Genomic DNA, 23,952 nt, shown 5'->3' on the forward strand with positions numbered 1-23,952 from the left:
ATGTTCAATGTAAAAGAATTTGACAGAGGTTAAAAAAGTTTTGAACTATGCAGTTCTAAACGCTTGTTATTATTGAGTATCTCAATGAAATCGAACCGAGAATATTCAGGCTAAAAATTCAAATGTAAGTCTTAAAAATAATTGGACAACACCTTTAGAACTTTGAACAAAAAAATAAGGCGAAAACAATTATTCACTTCTCCAATAATTGAACTTTGTGGTATTGCACAAAAGAAAAGACAATATTTTAATATTGTTTTTGCTCTTTTGTATGCCTGTATCTTTATTAATAAAGATACAGGCATACAAGCTCGGAAATTTAATAGACTGAACTAATAGAAGTGTGGGTGTTGTTTGAAACAACATTATGATGATAAGGAAGCGTAGCGGAAAACTAAATCGCAAATGAGTTCATAAAACGCTTTGCCATAAAAAAATATTATAAGCAAAAAACACGCCTCTAACGAGAGTAGACTAGCTTTTACTATAGTCAAAACAAAAGCAACCTCTAAATATACACGACCATCTATTTCTACTGCCTTATAATTATCGTAGAATACTTGTCGAAGTAGCCAACAAACAAATGCTCTTGCAACAAATTTGTTGTATGAAAAACAAAACCTTCGAGCACTAAAATCACACTAGTTTTAGCTAAATATAAAACAAGCAACAAACCAAAAGGAACAAAAATGACACAACAAAAAGTAGCACTCATCACCGGCGTAACAGGCCAAGACGGCTCATACCTCGCTGAGTTTTTGTTGGAAAAGGGATATCTAGTACATGGAATTAAACGCAGGTCGTCTTTGTTTAATACGCAGCGTGTAGACCATATATATGAAGATGTTCATATCGACAACGCAAACTTTATTTTGCACTACGGTGACTTAACCGATTCGTCAAACCTAACTCGCATTATAAGCGAAGTGCAGCCTGACGAAATTTACAACCTTGGCGCACAGTCGCACGTTGCCGTGTCGTTCGAAGCACCAGAATACACCGCAGATGTTGACGCCACCGGCGCTTTGCGTTTGCTTGAAGCGATTCGCTTCTTAGGTTTAGAGAAAAAGACGAAGTTTTATCAAGCTTCTACCTCTGAGCTTTATGGTTTGGTGCAAGAAATCCCGCAGTCTGAAACTACGCCTTTCCACCCGCGTTCACCTTATGCTGTTGCGAAAATGTATGCTTATTGGATTACCGTAAACTACCGCGAGTCATACGGCATGTATGCGTGTAACGGTATTTTGTTTAACCACGAATCACCGCGCCGCGGTGAAACCTTTGTAACGCGCAAAATTACGCGTGCTTTGGCTAATATCTCTCAAGGATTAGAGCCGTGCCTATACTTAGGTAATATGGACGCGCTACGCGACTGGGGCCACGCTAAAGACTACGTGCGCATGCAGTGGATGATGCTTCAGCAAGAAACGCCTGACGATTTCGTAATAGCTACCGGTAAGCAAATTTCGGTACGCGAGTTTGTGCGTATGTCGGCTGCCGAGTTAGGTATTACTCTAGAATTTAAAGGCGAAGGCGTAAACGAAACCGCTGTTGTTAGCGCAATTACTGGCGACAACGCTGAAGGCGTAAAAGTGGGTGACGTAATTGTTAAGGTAGACGAACGTTACTTCCGCCCTGCCGAAGTAGAAACACTACTTGGCGACCCTACCAAAGCAAAAGAAAAGCTAGGTTGGGTACCCGAAATTACCGTAGAAGAAATGTGTAAAGAAATGGTGTTGTCTGACTTGCAGGTAGCAAAACAGCATGCCTTGCTTAAGTCGCATGGTTACAAAGTGTCAGTGTCTACTGAATAGCATTTACGGCAATAGAGAGAAATCATATGACACGTATATTTGTTGCCGGCCACAATGGTATGGTTGGCTCGGCTATTTCAAAGCAGCTTAGTAAGAACGAAGCAAACACCGTAATTACGCGCAGCCGCAGCGAGCTTAACTTAACTAGCCAAGCGGATGTAATGCGCTTTTTTGAAGAAGAGAAGATAGACCAGGTGTATTTAGCCGCCGCTAAAGTGGGCGGTATAGTGGCAAATAACACCTATCCTGCGGATTTTATTTACGAAAACCTAATGATTCAAAACAATATCATTCATGCAGCCCATGTGAGCGGCGTGAATGATTTGTTGTTTTTGGGTTCATCGTGTATTTATCCTAAACTGGCTACGCAACCTATGACCGAGCATGCGCTATTAACGGGTACTTTAGAGCCCACTAACGAGCCTTATGCCATTGCTAAAATAGCCGGCATAAAAATGTGCGAATCGTACAACAGGCAGTTTAGTCGTAATTATAGGTCGGTCATGCCAACTAACCTTTATGGTGAGAATGATAATTTTCACCCTGAAAATTCACATGTTATCCCCGCCTTAATTCGCAGATTTCATGAAGCTAAGTTAGCTGGCGCGAGTGAAGTAGTGGCCTGGGGCAGTGGTAAACCTATGCGCGAGTTTTTGCATGTAGACGACATGGCAGCCGCCTCAATACACGTAATGCAATTAGACAAAGCCACCTACGAAGCAAACACTGAGCCTATGCTAAGTCATATTAATGTGGGCACAGGTGTTGATTGCACTATTCGTGAATTAGTCGAAACAGTCGCTGAAGTTATTGGCTACACGGGTAGCATTATATTTGATGCCAGCAAACCCGACGGTGCACCGCGTAAATTAATGGACGTAAGCCGTTTAGCAAGCTTAGGTTGGCAATATAAGATTGACCTAAAGGAAGGCCTTGAAGCTACCTACCAGTGGTTTTTAGCCAACCAAGATAACTTTAGAAAATAAACTATGTTTTTAAGCAAAGCGAAGTTTACTGAAGTTATTAAAAACAGTCCTTTGGTATCAATCGATTTAGTGGTTGAAAACGATAAGGGCGAAGCTTTACTGGGCGAAAGGTTAAATCGCCCAGCTAAAGGTTTTTGGTTTGTGCCAGGCGGGCGCATTTTGAAAGATGAGTCGATGGCGAATGCTTTTAAAAGGCTTACTCAAGAAGAGCTGGGCCAAACTTTTAGTATTGAAGAGGCCGAGCTACTTGGCCCTTTCGACCATTTTTATTCTGACAATGTGTTTGACGAGAGCTTTTCAACTCACTATGTTGCGATTGCTTATAAGCTCAAAATAAGCGGCCCGCTTAATCAGCTTCCAGAGAAGCAGCATGGCCAGTATAAATGGTTTGGTGTTTCTGAACTGCTGGCTAGTGAGGCGGTGCATTTGCATACTAAGTGGTATTTTAGTTAGGTTGTGCGCTTAAATCTAAAATGTCATTCCCGCGGCGGCGTTATACTATTCGCTTGAGCACGAGTCCTAACAAACGTCGTTCTTGCGGAGGCAAGAATCTCTAGAATCACATGCATGAACGCTGGCTTTTATTGGATTTACTAGGCTTTTGAGGAGATGCTCGCCTTCGCGAGCATGACGGCCTAGGTGTTAAGACCTAGTCACCTGAAAGCCCGTTCTCGATAAATCGATATCTACAAACCTAGCCAAGCTGTTTGGTGGGTTGTTGATTAGCGTTTGTCTGATTTTTCCGGCTGCTTCTTGGTCTTTGGCAATCATGAATATATAGCCACCTCCGCCTGCACCAGGCAGTTTGTACGACGATGCATAATCTTCAATTTGTGAGATTATGTTTTGCACCTCGGGCGGGTTTGTTCCTGGGTCTAGCTCCTGCTTTTGTGACCAAGTATGGGCTATGCTTTGGCTGAAAGCTTCAAAATTACCACGCTGTAATATATCAAAGGTATCAAAGGCATGCAGTTTAATTTCATGCAGTAAGGCATTGTTTTTGCTCTCATTTAAAAACATCCCTTTTACTATTTCAGACAAGATGTTTTTTGCAACGCGTGTTATGCCTGTGTAGTAAAGCAACATTCTTGATTTGTTTTCGGGCTCAGAAAAAATAAACTCAGGTGCCCATTTAATTTCGGGTATTTGGCTTGCGCCTTTTTGTGTATGCAGCAGTTTTATGCCGGGCAATACACCGCCGTATTGGTCTTGCCAACCGCCACCGGTTGTGAGTAATTGCTCTAACACTAATGTGCGGTGGCTTACTTCGTTTGGATTCCAGTTAAAGCCGCAAAAATCGGAGATTGCACCTAGTACGGTTGCCGCTAATATTGAGCTTGTACCTAAGCCCGAACCTTTGGGGATGGCGGCTAAGGTAGAAATTTCGATACCCGAGCCAAAGTCTTGTAGTTGCTCACTCAAGCTCTTATAGCTTTTTTCACAATAGCTAGGGTGAAAGCCCGCTAAACATAGCGCTGATTTGGGTATTGAGAAGGCTGAACCTATTTCAGTCAATCTTGCCAACTCTTCAAAGGTGGTTACGTCTTCTCGCGCGCCAATATCTATTGAGCGCAGTATAATTTTGTATTCTTTCGATGGCTTAATAAAAACTTGTAAGGGCGGTTGGCCGTTTAATTCAACAGCCATGTTAACCACCGCGCCACCATGTATTAAGCTAAAAGGTGGCGTGTCTGACCAACCGCCGGCTAAATCTATGCGTATTGGGCTTCGTCCCCATACAATCTGATCTTGATAAACACTTAATTGCGGCAGCAAGTTTTTGGCAGGCAGCGTATCGATAATGTTGTTTTGAAGTAATGTGAACGCTTGGCGCTCGTCATCACTAGAATCTTTGTTTTGGTACTGTTTTATTTTTGCCTGGAACATATATTCATGCATTAGCAAGAATGGGTCTGCAGGTGCATTGTAAGGCGACATTTCAATATTGTCTGTTGCCACACGCTTGGCAACATCGTCTAAATCAATCTGGTATATCACGCTTTTATCAAAGTTTTTGTGCAGCAAGGGGTAATTGGCTTTGCGAAAGCTGTCACGTTGCTCGTATAGGCGCTTTAAGTTGGCTCTTTCACTAATATCGATGGCAGATATGCGTTGTTGGTTTAGGTATTCGCTGCGATGACTGGCATCTCCTCCTGATATCAAAAAGCTTATTAGGCTTTGTGTTAGTTGCGCTAAAGGCACGACGGGGAAAATATTGGCAGACTGAATATCAGTATTGGGCGCTATGGCGAGTTCATCTAAAGTTAAACCGCGCTCACTAAGCCATGTTTGAAAACTGTTTTCTAACCAATTTGTTTCGACATAAGCGACTTCACCTCTAAATTTATCGTTAAAACCGTAGGGGCGAATGCAATACAAATCATCGTCGATGGGAACGATATCTAAACAAATACCCGAGGGTAAATTAATAGCCCAATCGTTCTCTGGCACACCTGTGATGATATGGTTGGAATGGATTTCCCAATTTTTACCAATGTATGCGTTTTCAATCCACAAGTTACGCTGCTCTGAATTGAGCTTGATGTTTATTTCGGCGTTTTGAACAAACATTGACGGATGAGGTTTTGAGTCTTTATGCAGTATTGAGCGTTGGTCTACAACTCTGTTTTGTATAGCGAGTGTTTTTGAAGCATATAGAGTAATTCTTGCGGATTACTCTTATCACAAATAAATACGCCATGGTTTTGCGCGAGTTCTGCATTTACCCATAGTCCGTAACAGGCTATGTCAACTTCGGGTAACGCTGAAATTTGACCTTCGGAGCGAATGTAAACATCTCCGCTAGCGATAAGGGTATTTAAACTTTTGGGTGTCTTCTTGAGTATTTTTTTATATAAAGGAACCTGCAGATCAAGCAGGTTTTGATTGATTTTTTGGCCGCGTTCCCACCTAAAAACAGGAATAGGCGTTAATATTTTCCCCGACGGTGCATAGGCAGGTAATCGTCTACTTTGTCCGCCCGCATGGATGATCATTCTCTTATCTTTACCAAGCCACTCTGAGAAACCTTCACTTTCTTCGCTTTGCGCACATTGCTTTAATAGCCATGCGGTACCTCCACCTGAGCCTAGTGGCGTGTTCTCTAGGTCACTGGTGCAAAACCATTCTGATTGGTCTTTGTCTTCTACTTCGTGAAAGTAGCGAACGAGGTTGGGTGGTAGCGAAAGCAAACTTTTCATTTACGCGGTTATTCCTATACAAGTTATGTAAATTCAAATTATTTTGTTCAGAAGATGAGTAGCCATTGTTCACATACTACCAACAATTGTTTAAGTATACATAAAATGAGGAGAGAGTGGTAAAACGTAATTGAAGCTAATTTTTAACTATGCGGTGTTTACTCTTTTACAGTCCGCTTAATTTTATTAATTTGAGCCAATTTTCAAAAATTTTGCACTTAAATTGCTTAACAAATTATTCGAATATGTCGATAGACTTACACAGTAACGATAAAAATGGCTCGCCGATATTTGCTATATTTCACTATGTCAAGTATATTTATTGGTAAGTTGACATCAACTAGGTCGAGCGTATAATCCTCCACCCAGTTAAAGAATCAATAAAACAGTGAGGCGCTATAAATGGATTTGATAATGTATTCGGCACTAACCATTTTCGGTTTGTGTATTCTGTTTTTTTCTGCAAAGCAAATTCTGTTATCACTAACGTCTGAAAACCAAAAAAACATGACTTCCGTTTTAAGCAGGGAGAACGGTGCGTTTATATGTCATGGCGCAGTTGTTGACGGTGACAGTGTCAAATCAGATAAGCGACTCGCAGATAATTAAAGTCGTTAGCATGCAAGGATAGCATTTGAATAAATCACGGATTGATAATTTACTAGAACGGTTCGACTATTGTGGTTGGACGCCCTGCCTAGCTGGTCAACTCAAATTTTCATTCATTGATATTGGTTTACGCTCAGTTCCTCTAATAACTAAAATCCGCCATAACCCCAAAAACTACCTGTTTAGCCAAAATATTACTGATACGCCTTATTCATTGGTTAGCTCTGTGCACAACTGGCGAGACCGCTTACCACTGGATGGTAGGTTTAGAGTAGTTATGTTGGGGCGAGTAAATATCGACGGCCAATATAGAGGGGAAGTTTATCTTTGGCCGTATATGGATACGCTCAACGATTCTGTCTTCAAAAATAGTGTAGAGCCACTGCTACAACAAATAGACCTAAAAAATTCCGCGATAACTAAAATTAAGAGTAAGTCTAGCTTCGATAGGAAAGAGCTACATGAGATTGAGTCTGAAGTATTGCAACTATCTGAGGAGCTAAATACTGTCCTTAGTGATGCTAGACAAAAAGACAAGCGCCTCTTTAATGTTCAATTTATATTAGACGGTTCGGGATTAACCTTCTTAAAATACATGAAACGAGATCCTAAGTTCAATTTGCAGACACAAGATGTAGAAAGTGAATCTACAATAGTGAGACAATCATTTTATTATATTAAGTATGCCTTTCATCGCCACAAACATCATCCGCAATCTGAAGATTCAATTACCACTGTGTTTAAGTTGACTGAACCCTTAAATGACAAACAGAATTTAGCTTCTGCAATGATCAACCAAATACTGTTTGCAATGGTAGATATTAAACGCGTTCATTTAAAGGATTTCGTCAATGATGTTGAACATTTTGTTCTTGGCGTTAATGAATACGGGAAATCGCTTGTAGAGACCTTTCATTTACATGAATTTATAGACGATAAACAGAAGTCATCGCAACTAAACTATTTTTCTAATATTTCAGCTTCATATTCTGTATTACAAGACAAACAACGCAATGAACAGCTGGCAATGACAAATTTGAAACAAAAATTTGTGACGCTGACAACGATGATTACAGCGTTAGCTTCATTGATATTGCTATATTCTGTGAATGTGGCTGAAGTCGAAGGGGTTAAGGAACGGTTTGCTGACTATGTATCTAACGATACACTTAAAAATATAATTCTTGCTTTGCCATTTATTTATATCTTTCCAATTGCTTGGTACTTAAACAAAATCCTGAATAAAATTGTTTATGTTAAACGATTAATAAATAAATTAAGAACGAAAGCTGCGCGGAGAATTATGATTTTTAGTGCAGTATTTCTTTTTGGCTTAGTTATATTTTTGTGGGGTGGAACTCATGTAATTTCCGAGCTCAAAGAGCTTATATCGCTACCCTCACCAGTTTAATATTCTAGAATAGTTTAGCGGCACGAAACATCTCATTGAGATAGCTAATTAGATACCATCAAAACTAAAAATGAAGCTTTACAGCTCCAGTGCCGTATTATTATACCAACTACTCTATAACGAAAAACCACGGAGCCCAACCATGCTAACCCTATACGGATTCGACGTAAGCAACTACTACAACATGATCAAACTCGCCATGGCTTTAAAAGGCATTGAGTACGAGGTGGTCACTACCTATCCTAATCAAACACCTGAATACTTGGCTATTGTGCCCACTGGCAAGGTGCCAGCGCTTAAAACGCCTGACGGTATGCTGATTGAAACAAACGTTATTCTTGAATACTTGGATGAGATTGAGCCGAATATGCCGCTAATTGGTGGTAGCGCTTTTGAGAAGGCGCGTATTAGGGAATTGATGAAAATGGTTGAGCTTTATATTGAGCTACCGGCGCGGCGCTGTCATACCGAGGCGTTTTGGGGTGTGCCTGTGGCTGATATTACGAAAAAAGAGGTTAAGCGGGCCTTGTTAAATGGTATGCAGGCGATTGCGCGTGCGGCTGAGTTTTCGCCGTTTATGGCCGGGGATAAGTTAACAGCGGCTGATATTATGTTTTTGTATTCGGTTGATTTGGCGGGTGGCGTAGCGAAGAAGTTGTTTGAGATTGATTTATTGGCTGAGGCGCCGGGGGCGAAGGAGCTGGTTGAGAAGCTGAATGGGATGGCTGAGGTGAAGATTATTGCTGATGCTAAGAAGGCTGCGGGGCCGGCTTTTAATGCTTATTTGAAGGCGGCTTTTGCTAAGGGGTGATGGGTAGTTTGGGGGTTGTTTGGGGAGATTACTGCCTTCGCAGCAATGACGCGTTGGGGGTGCAGAGATGACCGCGTTGGGGGTGCGGAGATGACCGCGGTGAGGGTCAAAAAAAGCGCGACCGCTTTGACCACACGTCGCGCTTTTGCCATGAACTCGGTTGAATGTATCAGTCAGATGGGTCACTTAACCGGCGTTTAGGATACAAAATAAGTTTGCTGATAAAGATATAATGGTTTATACCTTTGTATTCTATTGCATTTTTCAATGTGCACAAAGGTGATATAAACCACTGATATTACTTAGCTTAAGTGTAAAACTACTCAGCTAACTTCTCTTCAACCCAACGATCAACCAAACGCTCCATAATCGCCAGTGGCACTGCGCCGTTGCGTAAAATCACGTCATGGAATTCGCCTAGTACGAATTTGTCGCCTAAGGCTTGCTTGGCTTTTTCGCGTACTTCTAAGATTTTCATCATGCCTACTTTGTACGATGTGGCTTGGCCGGGCATAACGATGTAGCGCTCAATTTCTGAGATTACATCACTTTGTGCCATGCCGGTGTTTTCAAGCATGTATTGTATGGCGTATTCGCGCGTCCAGCGTTTGTCGTGTATGCCGGTGTCTACCACTAGACGTACGGCTCTAAATAGCTCGGCTTGCAGGCGGCCTATGTTGTCGTAGGGGTCATCCTGGAAACCAAGTTCCCATGCTAGGTATTCGGTGTATAAAGCCCAGCCTTCGGTATAAGCCACAAAGGGAGAAAGCGTTCTAAAAATCGGTACGCCTTCAAGTTCCATCGAAATACTTACCTGAAAGTGATGCCCCGGAATACCTTCGTGATAGGCCAAGGTGCGCATGCCGTATTTTGGCGTGGCTTTTATGTCGTAAAGGTTGGCATAAAATACACCCGGGCGCGAACCGTCAATGGCTGGGCGCTGGTAATAAGCGCCTGGGGCGGTTTTCTCTTTAAATAGTGGAATACGTTTTACTTCCATGCCCGCTTTAGGACGAATTAAAAAGGCATCGCCAAGGCCCGCATCAATCTCGTCAAGAATGCTTTGGTAGTCTGCTAAGATTTGTTCGCGGCCTTCATCGGTGTCAGGGTAGTAAAAGCGTTCTTGCTCAGCAAGTTCGTTAATGGCGGCGGTAAAGCCTTGTGACACATCAAAACCTTCAGCGGCTAAAATAGACAGTATTTCGCTTTGAATGCGCTCAACTTCGGCTAAACCAATGGTGTGTATTTCATCGGCGCTGTAATCGGTGGTGGTCATAAAGCGAAGGGCGAGTTTGTAAACTTCATCGCCGCGGGGCATTTGCCAAATTCCGTCGTCGGTGCCGGCTTTTTCTTTTAGCCCTGTGAAATAGTCAATCAGCATTTGGTAAGTGGGGTATACGGTGCTTTGTATTTCGTTTTCTGCTTTTGCCAGTAGGTCTGCTTTTTGCTCCTCTGGAATTTGCGCGTCTTCCATCTTTTTGGCAAGCGAGGTATAAAGTACGTTTTCGGTGGCGGGCTTGTCGATAAAGCCGGTCATTTCATCTATTACGCGCTGCACAACAAACTTAGGTGGGAATATATCCATTTCTTCTCGAACGCGCATGCCTTCAAGGGTTTGGGTGTAGTAGCGTTTTGATTCTTGCAGGCGTGAAATGTAATGCTCTACGCTTTCAACACCCGTAATAGCATGTTGCGAATCCATAAAGCTTGGGAAACCGCTTTGCGCACCCGACATTTGGTTAAAGGGGTAGCTGTGATACTGAAACTCCTCGTAACCTTTTAAGGTATCAAACAAGTACAGGGCGATTTCTTTTGAAAGCAGTTCGTCTTCGCTTAGGTCTTCGTCTTTATATTGCAGTAAGACTTGGTGGGCTTTGCTTAAGCGTTCGAAGGAAGCTTTTGACGCAGCTTCGCTGGCATCGTTTAAATGTGCGTTATGGCCGGTAATGCCCATGCCATCAAGTACACCAATTGAGGTGAGTGTTTGCGGGCTATTAAGGGCTTCTTTTACCAAGGTGCGGTTTAAGAAGTTATTAAACGAGAAGGGCTTTTCAGCCTTCCATTCGTGGGTTGCCCATGCGCCAACCAGCACAAGAATGGCAAGTACGACTATGCCAAACCATTTAAAGAAAGTTTTCATGTATTAAGTTCCTTGTGTTTATAGTTCTTATTATTTTGTTTGTGGCTTTTATTCGCTGTCTTTATTTTCGAGCGTATCAATAATGCCACGTCTAAATTCGGGCGTAACGTTAAAATACCACGTAAAGGTTCGATTTGTTTCAGGATTTTGTACTCGAATTGCTTGAATTGGCAAATTATTGACATACGTCAAGGACTGCCCTACCGCTACTAACTGATGTAATTGAATGAAGGCGTAAAGGTCGTTTACGCTGGTAATGTAAAACGGCGATTCGGGGCTTTGGCCGCTGCCGGTGCGCCAAATCGCTTCTATAAAATTATCTAAAATCGCATTATGGAATTTGCCCAGCGCTAGGTTTCCAAGCTCGGTTGCACAAATCGATACGCCATAGTGCCCAGTTAGCGAGGTATAATTTAGGCTAAGGAGTTTTTCGTTAGTGATTAAACATTCTCGCCATTGCTGGTTTTCCATATAGCTTTGTGAAAGTAGTTTCGCTGCTTGTTCGTGGTCGCTTTTAGGCTTGTATAAGGACGTAAGTGGATATATGCGAATGAGCTTATCGTAATCACTGGCTTGCGCCGTTTGGGTTCTGATGAGCTTGACTAAGGCGTAGTAGTCGGCATCGCTTTTTTGGTAATCTAAAACCTTGCTGCTGGGCTCGTCTGCGCCGCTGGTGCTATTGGTATTAGTGGTGCTAGTGGCACAACTAAATAAGCACATGAGCACACCTATTGCGACGCCTGCTTTTAACCATTGCTGCATTAACTATTTCTCACTAGATTCTAAAAAATATGCGCTTAGCGTGAAGTTTACCTTACTTGCACGCTAAGCAATAGTTTTACGCTATACACAAAGCTGTCGCGCAGCAGCTATACACTGTGCGCGAGGCTTAAATAAGCCGTGCCCTACCAACCACACTCACGGTTAGCATTTTGTTCATCAAGCCATACTTTAAGGGGCGCAAAGTAGTTTTCAATAGTTGATGCGTCCATGTCGGGCTTGCCGGTAAGTACGGTCATGGCTTCTTGCCATGGCTTGCTACGGCCCATTTCAAGCATCTCGTTTAGTGCGGTGCCGGCCTCAACACTGTCAACAATGCTGCAGCGATGTAGTGGGTCTTCGTTACCCGCAATATCACACAAGGCTTGATGGAACTGGAACTGCAGAATATGCGCTAAGAAATAACGTGTGTACGACACATTCGCCGGTACGTGGTATTTAGCGCCTGGGTCAAAGGCATCTGGGCCGCGTTCTACGGGTGCGCTCACGCCTTGGTATTTTTCACGTAGTTCCCACCAAAGGGCGTTGTATTGTTCGGGGCTAATATCGCCCTGCAGTACTTGCCAGCGCCATTGATCAACCATCAAACCAAAGGGCACAAAAGCGATTTTGTCGAGGGCGACTTTTAGCAACATACCTATGTCGTTTGACTCATCGGGAATACTGTCGATTAAGCCTACTTTTTGCAAATACGCGGGGGTAATCGACAAGGCAATGGTGTCGCCTATGGCTTCGTGGAAACCGCTGTTGGCAGAGCCTCTAAATAACATAGGCTGATCTTTATAAGCACGCTGATAATAGTTGTGGCCTAGCTCGTGATGAATAACGTTAAATTCTTCACCGGTTTTTTGAATACACATTTTTATGCGTAGGTCGTCTTTGTCATCAAGGTTCCAGGCCGAGGCATGGCATTGCACGTCGCGCCCTTCGGGTTTTTGGAACATAGAACGTTCGTAGAAGGTGTCAGGCAATGGCGCAAAGCCTAAGGATGAGAAGAAGTTTTCGGCTTGTTTCACCATTTGGACTTCGTCGTAGCCTTGATCTACTAGTGCTTTGGTGACGTCGGGTACTTGTAGCTCTTGCTTTGGTTTAACAATGTCGTACACGTTGCCCCAGCTTTGTGCCCACATATTGCCCAACAAATGCGCAGGAATAGGTTCATCAAGAGGCACTACGTCGTTGCCATAGTAGTCAGAAAGTTCGGCGCGCACGTGGCAATGCAAGGCTTCGTAGAAGGGTTCTACTTGGCCCCATAAGCGGTCAAGTTCTTGTGAAAAATCGTCTGCTGGCATGTCGTATTTGGCGCGCCAAAGTTCAGAGGTGTCGCTGAAGCCAAGCTCTTTTGCGCCTTCGTTAGCAATATCGACTTGCTCTGCGAAGATGCCGCGCATGGGTTTTGAGATTTCGCGCCAGCCTTGCCAAAATTCTAGTAGTAATTTAGGGTCGCGGCTAGTTGCCATTTGGCTGCTCATTTCAACTAATGAGAAACATTCGTCGTCATTTCTGCAGTATTGGCCAGAGCCATACATGCCGGTCATTTCAGCGCCAATGGCAGCTAAACGCTCAGCTTTGGCTGCATCAGCAGGTGGGGCAATTTCAAGCGCTGATTTGAGCAGCTCTAATTGACGGCGAATGTCGGCATCTACTTTTACGTTGTTAAATTTGGCTGCTTCTACCGCGTATTTGGCCCATAGCACCGACAGCTGCTCGTTAAAATAAGCATCAACCTGCGCGGTGTCGTAGTTAATATGCGTAGCATAAGCCCAAGCAGCGTGCGAACCCGGCTTTGACAGCTTGCTAATGTCGCTTTCCACCTTGGTGATAAAGTCTTTTGCGTCTTGAGCACTAAGGGGAGCTGGTGCTTGTACCTCGGGCTTGGGTGTACATGCTATGCCAGCAACTAAGACCGCGGCAACGAGGAGGGATTGCTTTGTTTTTTTCATTATTGTTATTCCCATGTTTTTGATGGATGTGATTACTACAATAGTTGAGTATACGCTTTTGTGTGGGATTCGTTAATAGGTAGCGATTACGGATTTTACTAACTCCGCAACCCTTGCCGTCATTACTGCACCCACCACTGTCATTACTGCAAAGGCCCCCGTCATTACTGCAAAGGCCCCCGTCATTACTGCAAAGGCCCCCGTCATTACTGCGCAGGCAGTAATCTCCCGCATTACCTAGCAAGCTAACCACGGAGGTCGTTTTTGATTTGCTGTGTAATGTGGGAGGTACTCGCCTTCGCGAGCATGACGAGGAGTGGGGCGAGCATGACGAGGGTTGGGGCGAGTATTACGAGGGTTAGGGCGAGTATGACGAGGGTGGGGGCGAGTATGACGAGGGTTGGGGCGAGCATGACGGGGGTTGGGGCGACTATGACGAGGGTTAGGGTGAGTATGACGAGGGTTGGTGTCTTCACTTGACTTTCACTATATAAATACCATAATCAGGTATATATTGGTATGTTAGGTGATGTTATGGCTAAAAACACAAGTATAACCTTAGGTGACCATTTCGATGCTTTTATATCTGAGCAAGTTCAAACTGGTCGATATGGTTCTGTTAGCGAAGTTGTTCGAACTGCGCTTCGACTATTAGAGACGCAAGAGACCAAATTAAATGCATTGCGTCAAGCATTGGACGAAGGTGAGCAAAGCGGTTTAGCGGAGTACAACTTAGATTCACTTATTTCAGAGTTGGATGGTGAATTGGGTAAGTGAATCGATTCAAATTATCTGTTAAGGCCAAACAGGACTTAAAGAATATCGCTACTTTTACTCAGTCTAAATGGGGTCGCGACCAACGTAATATTTACCTTACTCAATTTGATCAAACATTTAGATTGCTTGCCAACAAAGCAACGCTGGGAAGGCCTTGCAACGAAATTGGTGAAGGATATTTCAAGTATCCTCAAGATAGCCATATCATTTTCTTTAGAAAAGTGACGTTACAGGAAATTTTTATCGTTAGGATTCTGCATCGAAGAATGGACTATGCGTCTAACGTCAATGCATAGCAGTCTTTAGATAATGATAGTGCGCGGGCTTAACGCGCAGTTGCCTCAACGTTTTGCGCGATAGATTTAATGTGTAGTTCAAAATCACCCGGGGTTTTGTCGGCTAGCATGAAGCCCAGTTGGGTGATATCGGAAAAGCTTAGTTTTTTGGCGCTTGGGACTACGCGGCCTCTGAATTGTGGGGTGAAATCATCTTCGGTAAATGTAATGCTTTGCCATTCGCCCTTTTGGCTCGTAAATTCTTTTACATAGGCGACTCCGTCAAGTGTGCGGTTGGTGCGTAAGCGAAACTGATAGTTGCGTCCATCGCCTCGAATGACAATTGTAATAGCCTTGCCTGCTTGCCAATCCACCAGCGATTTTATTCGGCGAACTGAGGCAAATCCGCCGTTATTCTGTAATGACAAACTACCCTTAAATTGCATATGATCTTGGGCAAACATTGCCCTTGCTTGTGAACGCCCGCCCATAACGGTGTCGTTCACAATAATCCAATTGTCGAGTTCATTTGCGTTAGCCACATTTACGCCAGGGCTTGAAAACTGTTCGGTATTGTTCATAGCACCACTTGCTAATGAAAGGCTTGTTAGTATCAAAACCACCAGCAGCGCAGATAGGCTGCTACAAAAGCCGCAACCTGAATTTTCACTGTGTCGCATTTGCGTTTGATACATACTTACCTCGCTACTTGCTGGTATTAGTAATAGCGCAAGCAATTAAAGTCTACCCTCTAGTATGTGTACAACATGCTCACAGATCACAAGGCCATAAAATTTGACCTGCATCATATAGTTCTAAATTGCGATGCTTTGTGCTTGTAAATGCCTTTCTATTGAGCTTAAATACCATCATGCAGCGCAAAACTTTAGCTAATCACATACTTATCAAGTTGTTACTCATAGTGAGCTTGGCCTTTAATCAGGGCTTAACTTCCTTCGTGAGTGCTAGCGCGATGGCGAGTATGCAAACATACGCAAGCACCGATACGCTGGCAATTTGTACTGGTACCAGCATGCGCTGGATTGATGCCAATGTGTATTTTGATAGCGGTGAAATTGTAGAAGTTGTCGCCCCTAACGATACTCCTACTAACTTGCATGAAGTCGATTGTGTGTTCGCACATTTAGGCGACCTGCCCAAAACCGCTCATGCTAGCATAAGCACACCATTATTTGATTCATTGCCACACGCATTGGTAATTTCTCAGCCAGTGCTGTTTACAAGCACCTTATTTAGCTATAAAAAACGCGCCCGCGCACCCCCTTCTATTCTCGTGTAAACCTTAGCATTGTATTTTCAATCGGCTTTTTAACGAAGTCGCTTTTTCTAAATTTTCGAGAATTATTTATGTTGTTATCTAAACGAGTGCGCACTGCGCCCCGCATTTTTATGAGCGCTTTAGCGCTAGCGCTTCCTTTTTCATCTATCAGTTTTGCGCAAGAAAGTAGCGTTGAACGCATCGAAGTGACCGGCCAAATTAACACCGGCTTGGTTGCTTCAGAAATTAACTTGGCCGATACCAGCTCGCCCGATTTGCGTGAGCAGCTCTCCCAAATTCCTGGGGTCAGTGTAAATGGAAACGGCATGCTAAGCGGTGTTGTGCAATACCGCGGGCTATTTGGTGATCGTTTGCATATAAAAATTGACGATATGCAAATCACCGGGGCGGGCCCAAACGCAATGGATAGCCCTTTATCGCACGTTTTAGGCAGCAGCCAAGAACTTGTTTTACACCAAGGCATTGCGCCGGTATCGGTTGGCTACGAAACCCTAGGCGGGGCCATTGAAATTAAAAGCAGCTTGCCACGATTTTCAAGCAATAATGAATGGCAAGCAAGTGGATTGGTGTCGGCCGGTTATTATACTAACAATGACGCAAACAGCTTAAGTGCGCGCCTCGATACGGCTAATCAGCAAAGCTATGTGTCGTTGCAGGGCCAATATCAAAGCGCCAACAACTATGAAAGTGGTGACAGCCTAATTGTACCGTCTACCTTTTACAAGCGAACCGGCGGAAAACTATTGGCAGGCTATCATAATGATAACAGCCGCCTTGATGCGGTAATTGGTGTGGTCAATACCAATGCATCGGGTACGCCTGCACTGGCAATGGATATCAATTTTATAGATGCCCTTTGGTATAAACTTAATTACAACATCGACATAAACGATGTTTGGCAAGCCAATGTAAAAGTATCGGGCAACCAAAATGAACATCTTATGGATAATTTCTCGAATAGAGCGAATGCAATGCCAATCATGTTCAGAGAAAACACGGTCGACAGTGACGCAGCAGGCATGGACGTCGATTTAACGCGAATAAATGCGCAGGGTGATGCACTTGCCTTTGGTATAAACGTTCACCAAAAAAGCCATAACTCGCGCATTACTAACCCAAATAATGCGATGTTTTTTATTCAAAACTTTAACAATATAACCCGCAAGGTTAGCAGCGCTTATGCGCAATATGACTTTTCATTGAGCGAATCTAAAAAAGCGATTGATTGGCAATTGGGCGCACGCGCGACGCGAGTAAGTTATAACGCCGAGCAAGTGGGTTCGAATATGGCGATGATGAATCCAAATATCGCGACCTTGGTGTCTAACTTTAATACGGCAGGCAGGCAGCTTGATTTCAACTTGGGCGACCTGGTATTAAAAGCCTACATGCCACTTAGCAAACACATAAAAGGCACCTTTTCTGTTGGCCAAAAAGAGCGTGCCCCCGTTTATAGTGAGCTATACACTTGGTTCCCGCTAGGCGTGAGTGGCGGCTTGGCTGATGGACGCAACTATATTGGTAGTCTAGATCTTAAAAAAGAGTCAGCCTTGCAAAGCGATATTGGTTTGCAGTATCAGCACAATGGCTTAAGCATTATGGCGAACGTGTTTTATCAATCTATCGACAACTATATTGTGGGCACACCTAGTAGCAACATGCCGGCAAATATGATTGCGAACATGATGGGCGCCCAACAACCGTTACAGTGGAGTAATTTAGATGCAGCCCTTTATGGCGCTGATATTTATCTATCAAAAATGCTTTCAAGCCAGTGGCAATTTACAACTAGTGCGCAATGGGTAAAAGGCAAACTTAAAGACGCTATAAACGGTGAAAAACTCCCTCTTTACCGGGTTGCTCCTTTAAGTGCTAATAGTGCAATTCATTACAGCAACAACGACCTAGATATTTCCTTAATGCTTAAATTAGCCGCCAGCCAAACAGATGTATCAAGCTTGCAAAACGAAACGTCTACCCCGGGTTATGGCGTGTGGGATATGAATGTGAAATATCAATTTTCTGAAGCATTGCGCCTTACTCTTACGATTGAGAACATGCTAGATAAAGCATATGCACAGCATTTAGGAGGCGTTAATCGCATTATGGGTAGCGATTTGGCGGTTGGCCAAAAAGTCCCAGAGATTGGTCGTAATGTGGGCGTGTATGTTGATTATATCTTTTAGCAGCTTAGGTTTAGCGGGCAGGTCTTGCCTGCGGGTGTTAACTCGTGGGTCTAATGCCGTTCGGTTTAGCAAAAAAACATCAAAAACGTCATTCCCGCGGAGGCGGGAACCTCCTTGGAACACAGTAAAATCAGATAGTTAGAGGATGTATTGGCAGATTCCCGCCTGCGCGGGAACGACGGATATCATGTTAACTGAACAGTATTACGCCTGCGCGGGAATGACGGACGTGTTTGGATTTTATGTTAACCAAACAACAATACTCGTGGGTCTTAACTTATAGGGCTTTCGCTAAGTGCGCACTGCGCACTGATTGAACGCCGCAAAGCGATTGAGTTCAGCGTTAAAAGCATGCTTGAAGGCGGTGCTGGCATCAAAGCCGTCTTCAAGATGCATGGAAATAAGCTCAAAGCGCTTATCGGCGCGATGAGCTTTGCAATCAATGCGGGCCACAAAGTCTTTGCCATACAGTACGGGTAAAGAAAAATAACCAAATTGACGCTTCGCCGCGGGTACATAGCATTCAATGGTATAGTCAAAGTTAAACAGTGCGCGTAAACGGTCACGATGTATTAGCGCGTTGTCAAAAGGCGAGAGGATTTTTACTGCCTTACTGGCGCGAGTACTTTGCTCCAAGGCAGTGCTTTGTGCATAAAAGGTGGCTTTCTCGCCCTTTTTTATTACTTTTCCTTGGGGGTCAAGTGCAGTAATAACATCGTTTTGTAAGTGCTCATCAACAATCTCTTGCATGCAGTTGCGAAAATCCTTGCCGGTCTTTAAATGCACCAGTTGTTTAAAAGTGAAGACCCCATGGGAACGCAGCATGTTCATAAACAAATGGCGGGCGTGCTGCGCTGTGCTCGGTTCGCTTAAGTCAATATTACTGGGTAAACAGCGAGCGCTAATGTCATAGATTTTTTCCATGCCTTGGCGTTCGCATATCATTAGGTCGCCTTGCATGTATAGGCGTTCAATGGCGCGTTTAGCGGGTCCCCAATTCCACCATCCGCCTTTTGTTTTGCTGCCAGTTTCAAAGTCACGTGCGCGCAAGGGCCCTTCGGCAACAAAGCGCGCTAGCACTTCTTTCAATAGCCGCTTTTCAACATTGTTATAGTAGCGATTTTCACCGCGACGAACCGCGTTCATTTGTACAAGGGCATAGCGGTAATCTCGCATGGGCAAGTAGGAAGCAGCATGGGACCAATATTCAAATATTTTTTGTTTAGCGACCAATGCGTTTAAATGATGTGGCGTATAGCCCGGCACGCGGGTGTAAAGTACGTGATGATGGGCGCGCTCAATAACCGAAATCGTGTCTACCTGCACGTAGCCTAAATGCTCAATTGCGTTTAGCGTACCGGCTTCCCCTTTGCCAAATGCGGCTCCCGACAGCAAGCCTTGCTTGTTAAGAATAATGCGTTTTAGTTGGGCTTTCATCTTGTTTGTATGGCACTGGTTCCGTATGAATGACGAATACCACTATAGTGCCAAAGCCCCGAGCAAGGCAAGCCTCTTCAAAACACAGGGTTATTGTGCGTTATGTAGCTGGCGACAATAGCTGCGGCCCTGTTCGCTGTGCTAGTCGCAAATAGCTATACGAGGCGCGCAATCGACTGATTACCAATATCAGCAATGGTCTTTGCGCCTGTTAAGGTCATCGCCACGCGCATTTCTTGTGCATAAAGATCTAATAAATGCTCAACGCCTTGTTGGCCTTTAGCCGCTAAGGCATAAATATAAGAGCGGCCTAATAAAGTACAATCAGCGCCTAATGCCAGCATACGCACCACATCTAAACCGCTTCGAATACCCGAATCAACAAACAACTTAATATCGCCTTTAACGGCATCAGCAATAATGGGAAGGGCCTTTGCAGTAGACATTACGCCGTCTAATTGTCTGCCACCATGATTAGATACCACAATGCCATCTGCGCCAAATCTAACCGCGTCTTTTGCATCTTCAACATCTAAAATGCCTTTAATAATGAGTGGGCCTTCCCAAAATTCACGGATCCATTCTAAATCCTGCCATGATATTGATGTGTCGAAGTTATCACCCAACCAGCCAATGTAGTCCCCTAGTTTGGTGGTTTTATTGCGATAGGCCGAAATGTTGCCTAAATCGTGGGGCTTGCCTAAAAGCCCAACATCAAGTGCCCAAGCAGGATGAACCATAGCTTGCAGCACGCGGCGGATTTCAGCGTAGGGCCCGCTCATGCCCGAGTGCATGTCGCGATAGCGCGCCCCTGGCGTTGGCATGTCAACGGTAAACACCAAGGTGGTGACTCCGGCGGCTTTTGCTCGTTCTAGGGCGTTTTTCATAAAGGCGCGATCTTTTAGTACATACAACTGAAACCACATTGGGCGTTCAATGGCAGGCACAACCTCTTCAATAGGACAAACCGACACTGTCGACATCGTAAAAGAAATACCTTTATTGGCAGCCGCTTTAGCAGCCTGAACTTCCCCCCGTCGGGCATACATCCCAGTTAAACCAACCGGCGCAAGAGAAATAGGCATGGCCATTTTTTCACCAAATACTTCGTGCTCTAAACTAAGCTGTGACATATCTTTGAGCACTTTTTGTTTTAAGGCGATATCTTGCAAATCACTTACGTTGTTGCGCAGCGTTGTCTCGCTGTACGAGCCCCCATCAATGTAATGAAATAAAAAAGGGGGAAGTTTTGCTTTCGCGGCTGCACGATAATCGGTGGTTGCTGATATAACCATGACCTATGTCCTTTTGTTGCTATTGTCGTTTGTATAGCTAGCGATGTTAGCGCTTTACATTTCATCAATAAATAGAAATAATCACACTCTTAGTTTCCTCAAATGACACAATCAAATGCATGCAAATGATTTAGTCCTGTTTTCACAAGTGGTTGAGTTGGGTAGTTTTAGAAAGGCCGCCGAACTGAACAACCTAACCAACTCTGTAGTAAGTAAACGCATCACGCAGTTGGAGAAAAGCCTTAATGCCCAGTTGCTGTATCGCTCAACGCGCCGTTTAGCCTTGACCGAAGCGGGAAAAAAACTGGCCGCCAGTGCAAGCATTGTTAGGCAAATAAGCGATGAAGCCGTTAACGAAATTAAAAATGACAATGAAGTGCTAAGTGGCCATATAAAAATGTCGGTCCCGACTATTTCTGGCGACTTATTATTAGCCGAAGCGGTGACCGAGTTTTGCAGTATAAACCCAGATTTACGCGTAGACATGTCGCTCGACAACCGGTTTGTGAACCCCTTAGAAGAGGGCTTTGACTTAGTTATACGTACTGGCTTTCTTGAAGATTCGAGCTTAATTGCACGGCACATTATTGATTCAGATTGGGTAGTTTGTTGCTCGCAGGCCTATCTTAAGAAGCACGGGACGCCAACTGAGCCAGAAGCACTCATCAATCACAATTGTTTAATTTATGCCTATCAGGCAAACGGCGCACAAAATTGGCAATTTAAGCGCAATAAAAATATGTATAACGTGAAGGTTGCGGGGAGCTTTTCTACCAACAATGCCAGTGCATTAAGAAAAGCGGCGCTGGCGGGTCATGGGATAGTTTATGTACCTCAGTGTTTAGTGCATGAAGATTTAATGGCCCAGCAATTAGTACCTCTGTTCGAAAAAGAAACGGCTAAAACAATTGGAGTGTATGCCATTCATCCTTTTGTGAAAAAGACGCCGCGTAAAATTGCTGCGTTAATTGAACACATACGCAATGCGTATTGGACAAAATCAGCCTACTTTATGGATGCGCACAATTCAACGCGGTCGCGCGCGGTGTTATAACCCTCGTAAAGAGCTTGGTCTGTATTCTGTTATAGCTTGGTGGCAACAAGTACTTACCCTGGGCAATGACAGGTGCTACAGTAGTGGTGGTTTTTTTGAATTTGTTATTACCTTATGAGTATTATTTTATACGCCATCCCTGGCTTTTTTCTTCTTATTGCGGCCGAGTTAATTGCCGAAAAAGTGAGGCAAACCAATTACTACCGAGTGAATGATGCCATTACTAGTTTAAGCATTGGCGTGATGAGCCGAGTAGTTGGCGTTTTAAAAAATCTCGTTCCACTTACTTTTTACTTTTTGATTTATGAACACTTTGCGTTTTTTAGCCTGCCAAATACGTGGCCTGTATGGTTGTTAGCTTTTATCGCCTATGACTTTTTATATTATTGGAACCATCGCTGCGGGCACGAAATCAGCTTGTTTTGGGCCGCACATGTGGTGCACCATTCAAGCGAAGACTACAACTTAAGTACCGCGCTTAGGCAGTCATCGGGGAGTATATTTAACTTTGTGTTTTTCTTGCCGTTGGCACTTGTAGGTGTGGAACCTTTACTGTTTATTGCGGTGGGGTCGGTCAACTTAGTGTATCAATTTTGGGTGCATACACAGCATGTGAAGAAAATTTGTATATTCGAGTGGGTGCTGGTCACCCCTTCTAATCATCGCGTGCACCATGCGCAAAACCAAATCTATTTAGATAAAAATTACGGCGGTGTTTTCATCATTTGGGATCGCCTATTTGGCACCTACCAAGACGAACTTGATGAAGAAAAACCAATCTATGGGGTACGCAAAGCGCTTAATAGCTTCAATCCATTTTATGCTAACGTGCAAGTTTACAGCCAGTTGTTTAAAGACAGTTGGCGTACCAAGCACTGGCGCGACAAGCTAAGAGTGTGGTTTGGCAGAACAGGTTGGCGCCCGCATGATATGGAATCAAGTTATCCTCTGCACAAAAGCTCCCTTCATGATTTTAAACCATACGATCACGCTATTAGCAGCGCAAGAAAGATTTACTGCATATTCCAATATGCACTGATGGCCGCAATCGGTGTTGTTTTGATGCTGAATGCCAACAACATGCCCGTCATATGGCAACTAAGCATTGCTGGATTTTTGATAATCTCAAGCGTAAATGTCGCTTGGATAATGGAAAGCCGCCCCGTCGCCACAACTATAGAGTATTGGCGAGCCTTCGCCTTATTGCTTGGCGTTTATTTTTACTTGGTTCCCTTTTAAGTCCTCCGCACCGTCTATACAGCGCTGCTCCCTCCGCTGAGATGACGGGTTGCGGGTTTTTAAGTGTGAGGCTTTATCTTTTTGGCGAGCAGTTCGGCTAGCATTTTTTCTATGTTTTGGACGCTCTGTTTTAGTTCGCCTAGCTCGCTTGTTGGGGTGGAGGGCTTTTCAATCGCGTCTGCTTTGTCGCTTGTTAAGCTGTCTTTTTGTTTTAGGATCGCCTCTCTAAAATCTGTCGCGTCGTTAATCCCAATTAGCGATACCAGCGCGCCTGCTGCTGACTGTCCTGCGGTCTCAAAGCTCAATTGATACAAGCCAAAAAAGCGCATCACCGGGCCTTGGATCAGCGCAACGTCGGTAATCTTTTCAAGAGGAATTGATTTTTCTACAACAAAGAAAATACCTCGTTTGACCACAAGTTTTCGTTCAAGCAAACGTGCCGACATGGCTTTAAGTATTTTGCCCGACAAAATCCAAGCAATTAAAGCAACAAAAGGAGTTAACACCAATCCAACAAGCGTAATTGCGCTTATAAAAACCCAAACGAGGGTCCAATACTGTCGTACTTTGGGGTTAAATGTAGCTTCGCGTAAACATTTTTCTTCCATTGGATTTTCCTTTTGCAATATCGTTTTTTGCTTCGTTTAGTTTGAATGATGGATAGGATTGAAAACTAGTAGAACAGGTTAATAATA

22 protein-coding genes are annotated in these 23,952 nt (G+C 43.9%); 12 read left to right on the top strand and 10 right to left on the bottom strand.

Going from position 1 to position 23,952, the window contains the following annotated elements; translation table 11 throughout:
- Nucleotides 1-689 precede the first annotated feature (689 nt).
- From gmd to AC0L6H_RS03110, 3 genes are read left to right on the top strand one after another with little or no spacing between them, the layout of a single operon-like run.
- Nucleotides 690-1,814: a GDP-mannose 4,6-dehydratase gene (gmd, locus tag AC0L6H_RS03100; RefSeq protein WP_473392521.1), complete on the top strand. Its 1,125-nt coding sequence runs from the start codon at nucleotides 690-692 to the stop codon at nucleotides 1,812-1,814.
- A 26-nt stretch (nucleotides 1,815-1,840) separates the two neighbouring features.
- Nucleotides 1,841-2,800: a GDP-L-fucose synthase gene (gene fcl / locus AC0L6H_RS03105; protein WP_473392523.1), complete on the top strand. Its 960-nt coding sequence runs from the start codon at nucleotides 1,841-1,843 to the stop codon at nucleotides 2,798-2,800.
- A 3-nt stretch (nucleotides 2,801-2,803) separates the two neighbouring features.
- A complete protein-coding gene (locus AC0L6H_RS03110; protein WP_473392525.1) occupies nucleotides 2,804-3,253 on the top strand; it encodes a GDP-mannose mannosyl hydrolase in 450 nt (149 codons plus the stop codon).
- A 189-nt stretch (nucleotides 3,254-3,442) separates the two neighbouring features.
- Here AC0L6H_RS03110 and AC0L6H_RS03115 read toward each other — a convergent pair whose 3' ends face one another.
- Complete coding sequence (locus AC0L6H_RS03115; RefSeq protein WP_473394455.1) at nucleotides 3,443-5,464, bottom strand: bifunctional fucokinase/fucose-1-phosphate guanylyltransferase; 2,022 nt, start codon at nucleotides 5,462-5,464, stop codon at nucleotides 3,443-3,445.
- Complete coding sequence (locus AC0L6H_RS03120; protein ID WP_473392526.1) at nucleotides 5,416-6,000, bottom strand: fucose pyrophosphorylase domain-containing protein; 585 nt, start codon at nucleotides 5,998-6,000, stop codon at nucleotides 5,416-5,418. The genes AC0L6H_RS03115 and AC0L6H_RS03120 overlap by 49 nt, the downstream gene beginning before the upstream one ends.
- A gap of 402 nt (nucleotides 6,001-6,402) precedes the next feature.
- Between AC0L6H_RS03120 and AC0L6H_RS03125 the strand changes: the two genes are divergently transcribed.
- From AC0L6H_RS03125 to AC0L6H_RS03135, 3 genes are all read left to right on the top strand, one after another.
- Nucleotides 6,403-6,609 carry a hypothetical protein gene (locus AC0L6H_RS03125; RefSeq protein WP_473392527.1) on the top strand — a complete coding sequence of 69 codons (207 nt, stop codon included), beginning with the start codon at nucleotides 6,403-6,405 and terminating at the stop codon, nucleotides 6,607-6,609.
- A gap of 25 nt (nucleotides 6,610-6,634) precedes the next feature.
- Nucleotides 6,635-8,020 (top strand): hypothetical protein, encoded by a 1,386-nt coding sequence (locus tag AC0L6H_RS03130; protein ID WP_473392528.1) that lies wholly within the window; start codon nucleotides 6,635-6,637, stop codon nucleotides 8,018-8,020.
- Nucleotides 8,021-8,162: 142 nt separating this feature from the next.
- Entirely contained in the window at nucleotides 8,163-8,831 is a 669-nt protein-coding gene (locus AC0L6H_RS03135; protein ID WP_473392530.1) for a glutathione S-transferase family protein, read from the top strand.
- Nucleotides 8,832-9,150: 319 nt separating this feature from the next.
- On the opposite strand, the gene AC0L6H_RS03140 is transcribed toward AC0L6H_RS03135, so the two are convergent.
- From AC0L6H_RS03140 to AC0L6H_RS03155, 4 genes are all read right to left on the bottom strand, one after another.
- Nucleotides 9,151-10,971, bottom strand: coding sequence for a DUF885 domain-containing protein (locus tag AC0L6H_RS03140; protein WP_473392531.1), 1,821 nt, complete (start codon nucleotides 10,969-10,971; stop codon nucleotides 9,151-9,153).
- A gap of 48 nt (nucleotides 10,972-11,019) precedes the next feature.
- On the bottom strand, nucleotides 11,020-11,733 hold the full coding sequence (locus tag AC0L6H_RS03145) for a DUF4919 domain-containing protein (protein WP_473392532.1): 714 nt from the start codon (nucleotides 11,731-11,733) through the stop codon (nucleotides 11,020-11,022).
- Between the two features lie 143 nt (nucleotides 11,734-11,876).
- Complete coding sequence (locus AC0L6H_RS03150; protein ID WP_473392534.1) at nucleotides 11,877-13,694, bottom strand: M2 family metallopeptidase; 1,818 nt, start codon at nucleotides 13,692-13,694, stop codon at nucleotides 11,877-11,879.
- Nucleotides 13,695-13,766: 72 nt separating this feature from the next.
- On the bottom strand, nucleotides 13,767-13,928 hold the full coding sequence (locus AC0L6H_RS03155) for a hypothetical protein (RefSeq protein ID WP_473392535.1): 162 nt from the start codon (nucleotides 13,926-13,928) through the stop codon (nucleotides 13,767-13,769).
- Between the two features lie 300 nt (nucleotides 13,929-14,228).
- Here AC0L6H_RS03155 and AC0L6H_RS03160 point away from each other — a divergent pair, with 300 nt between their 5' ends.
- Nucleotides 14,229-14,471 carry a type II toxin-antitoxin system ParD family antitoxin gene (locus AC0L6H_RS03160; RefSeq protein WP_473392536.1) on the top strand — a complete coding sequence of 81 codons (243 nt, stop codon included), beginning with the start codon at nucleotides 14,229-14,231 and terminating at the stop codon, nucleotides 14,469-14,471.
- Nucleotides 14,468-14,767, top strand: a complete 300-nt coding sequence (locus AC0L6H_RS03165; protein WP_473392537.1) for a type II toxin-antitoxin system RelE/ParE family toxin — start codon at nucleotides 14,468-14,470, stop codon at nucleotides 14,765-14,767. The genes AC0L6H_RS03160 and AC0L6H_RS03165 overlap by 4 nt, the downstream gene beginning before the upstream one ends.
- Nucleotides 14,768-14,796: 29 nt before the next feature.
- Here AC0L6H_RS03165 and AC0L6H_RS03170 read toward each other — a convergent pair whose 3' ends face one another.
- Nucleotides 14,797-15,441, bottom strand: a complete 645-nt coding sequence (locus tag AC0L6H_RS03170) for a CIA30 family protein (RefSeq protein ID WP_473392539.1) — start codon at nucleotides 15,439-15,441, stop codon at nucleotides 14,797-14,799.
- 158 nt (nucleotides 15,442-15,599) lie between these two features.
- Here AC0L6H_RS03170 and AC0L6H_RS03175 point away from each other — a divergent pair, with 158 nt between their 5' ends.
- Together AC0L6H_RS03175 and AC0L6H_RS03180 are read left to right on the top strand one after the other, a co-directional pair.
- Nucleotides 15,600-16,046: a hypothetical protein gene (locus AC0L6H_RS03175; protein WP_473392540.1), complete on the top strand. Its 447-nt coding sequence runs from the start codon at nucleotides 15,600-15,602 to the stop codon at nucleotides 16,044-16,046.
- Nucleotides 16,047-16,114: 68 nt separating this feature from the next.
- Complete coding sequence (locus AC0L6H_RS03180) at nucleotides 16,115-18,232, top strand: TonB-dependent receptor domain-containing protein (protein ID WP_473392541.1); 2,118 nt, start codon at nucleotides 16,115-16,117, stop codon at nucleotides 18,230-18,232.
- Between the two features lie 291 nt (nucleotides 18,233-18,523).
- Here the strand turns inward: AC0L6H_RS03180 and AC0L6H_RS03185 are convergent, their stop codons facing one another.
- On the bottom strand, nucleotides 18,524-19,669 hold the full coding sequence (locus tag AC0L6H_RS03185; protein ID WP_473392543.1) for a winged helix-turn-helix domain-containing protein: 1,146 nt from the start codon (nucleotides 19,667-19,669) through the stop codon (nucleotides 18,524-18,526).
- Between the two features lie 155 nt (nucleotides 19,670-19,824).
- Nucleotides 19,825-20,964 carry an FMN-dependent L-lactate dehydrogenase LldD gene (gene lldD / locus AC0L6H_RS03190; protein WP_473392544.1) on the bottom strand — a complete coding sequence of 380 codons (1,140 nt, stop codon included), beginning with the start codon at nucleotides 20,962-20,964 and terminating at the stop codon, nucleotides 19,825-19,827.
- Between the two features lie 115 nt (nucleotides 20,965-21,079).
- On the opposite strand from lldD, the gene AC0L6H_RS03195 reads away from it, so the two are divergent.
- Both AC0L6H_RS03195 and AC0L6H_RS03200 read left to right on the top strand, forming a co-directional pair.
- Complete coding sequence (locus AC0L6H_RS03195; protein WP_473392545.1) at nucleotides 21,080-22,018, top strand: LysR family transcriptional regulator; 939 nt, start codon at nucleotides 21,080-21,082, stop codon at nucleotides 22,016-22,018.
- Between the two features lie 114 nt (nucleotides 22,019-22,132).
- Nucleotides 22,133-23,257: a sterol desaturase family protein gene (locus tag AC0L6H_RS03200; protein ID WP_473392547.1), complete on the top strand. Its 1,125-nt coding sequence runs from the start codon at nucleotides 22,133-22,135 to the stop codon at nucleotides 23,255-23,257.
- A gap of 59 nt (nucleotides 23,258-23,316) precedes the next feature.
- Here the strand turns inward: AC0L6H_RS03200 and AC0L6H_RS03205 are convergent, their stop codons facing one another.
- Entirely contained in the window at nucleotides 23,317-23,865 is a 549-nt protein-coding gene (locus AC0L6H_RS03205) for a PH domain-containing protein (RefSeq protein ID WP_473392548.1), read from the bottom strand.
- Nucleotides 23,866-23,952: the final 87 nt, after the last annotated feature.

It is taken from the genome of Glaciecola sp. G7-5 (assembly GCF_055808975.1).

What these genes read in the sequence shown, in the direction of transcription:
- AC0L6H_RS03140 (WP_473392531.1), bottom strand. Translation starts at nt 10,971, where the DNA reads ATGAAAACTTTCTTTAAATGGTTTGGCATAGTCGTACTTGCCATTCTT.
- AC0L6H_RS03110 (WP_473392525.1), top strand. Translation starts at nt 2,804, where the DNA reads ATGTTTTTAAGCAAAGCGAAGTTTACTGAAGTTATTAAAAACAGTCCT.
- AC0L6H_RS03180 (WP_473392541.1), top strand. Translation starts at nt 16,115, where the DNA reads ATGTTGTTATCTAAACGAGTGCGCACTGCGCCCCGCATTTTTATGAGC.
- AC0L6H_RS03120 (WP_473392526.1), bottom strand. Translation starts at nt 6,000, where the DNA reads ATGAAAAGTTTGCTTTCGCTACCACCCAACCTCGTTCGCTACTTTCAC.
- AC0L6H_RS03160 (WP_473392536.1), top strand. Translation starts at nt 14,229, where the DNA reads ATGGCTAAAAACACAAGTATAACCTTAGGTGACCATTTCGATGCTTTT.
- AC0L6H_RS03135 (WP_473392530.1), top strand. Translation starts at nt 8,163, where the DNA reads ATGCTAACCCTATACGGATTCGACGTAAGCAACTACTACAACATGATC.
- fcl (WP_473392523.1), top strand. Translation starts at nt 1,841, where the DNA reads ATGACACGTATATTTGTTGCCGGCCACAATGGTATGGTTGGCTCGGCT.
- lldD (WP_473392544.1), bottom strand. Translation starts at nt 20,964, where the DNA reads ATGGTTATATCAGCAACCACCGATTATCGTGCAGCCGCGAAAGCAAAA.
- AC0L6H_RS03170 (WP_473392539.1), bottom strand. Translation starts at nt 15,441, where the DNA reads ATGTATCAAACGCAAATGCGACACAGTGAAAATTCAGGTTGCGGCTTT.
- gmd (WP_473392521.1), top strand. Translation starts at nt 690, where the DNA reads ATGACACAACAAAAAGTAGCACTCATCACCGGCGTAACAGGCCAAGAC.
- AC0L6H_RS03185 (WP_473392543.1), bottom strand. Translation starts at nt 19,669, where the DNA reads ATGAAAGCCCAACTAAAACGCATTATTCTTAACAAGCAAGGCTTGCTG.
- AC0L6H_RS03195 (WP_473392545.1), top strand. Translation starts at nt 21,080, where the DNA reads ATGCATGCAAATGATTTAGTCCTGTTTTCACAAGTGGTTGAGTTGGGT.
- AC0L6H_RS03205 (WP_473392548.1), bottom strand. Translation starts at nt 23,865, where the DNA reads ATGGAAGAAAAATGTTTACGCGAAGCTACATTTAACCCCAAAGTACGA.
- AC0L6H_RS03145 (WP_473392532.1), bottom strand. Translation starts at nt 11,733, where the DNA reads ATGCAGCAATGGTTAAAAGCAGGCGTCGCAATAGGTGTGCTCATGTGC.
- AC0L6H_RS03155 (WP_473392535.1), bottom strand. Translation starts at nt 13,928, where the DNA reads ATGCGGGAGATTACTGCCTGCGCAGTAATGACGGGGGCCTTTGCAGTA.
- AC0L6H_RS03125 (WP_473392527.1), top strand. Translation starts at nt 6,403, where the DNA reads ATGGATTTGATAATGTATTCGGCACTAACCATTTTCGGTTTGTGTATT.
- AC0L6H_RS03200 (WP_473392547.1), top strand. Translation starts at nt 22,133, where the DNA reads ATGAGTATTATTTTATACGCCATCCCTGGCTTTTTTCTTCTTATTGCG.
- AC0L6H_RS03150 (WP_473392534.1), bottom strand. Translation starts at nt 13,694, where the DNA reads ATGAAAAAAACAAAGCAATCCCTCCTCGTTGCCGCGGTCTTAGTTGCT.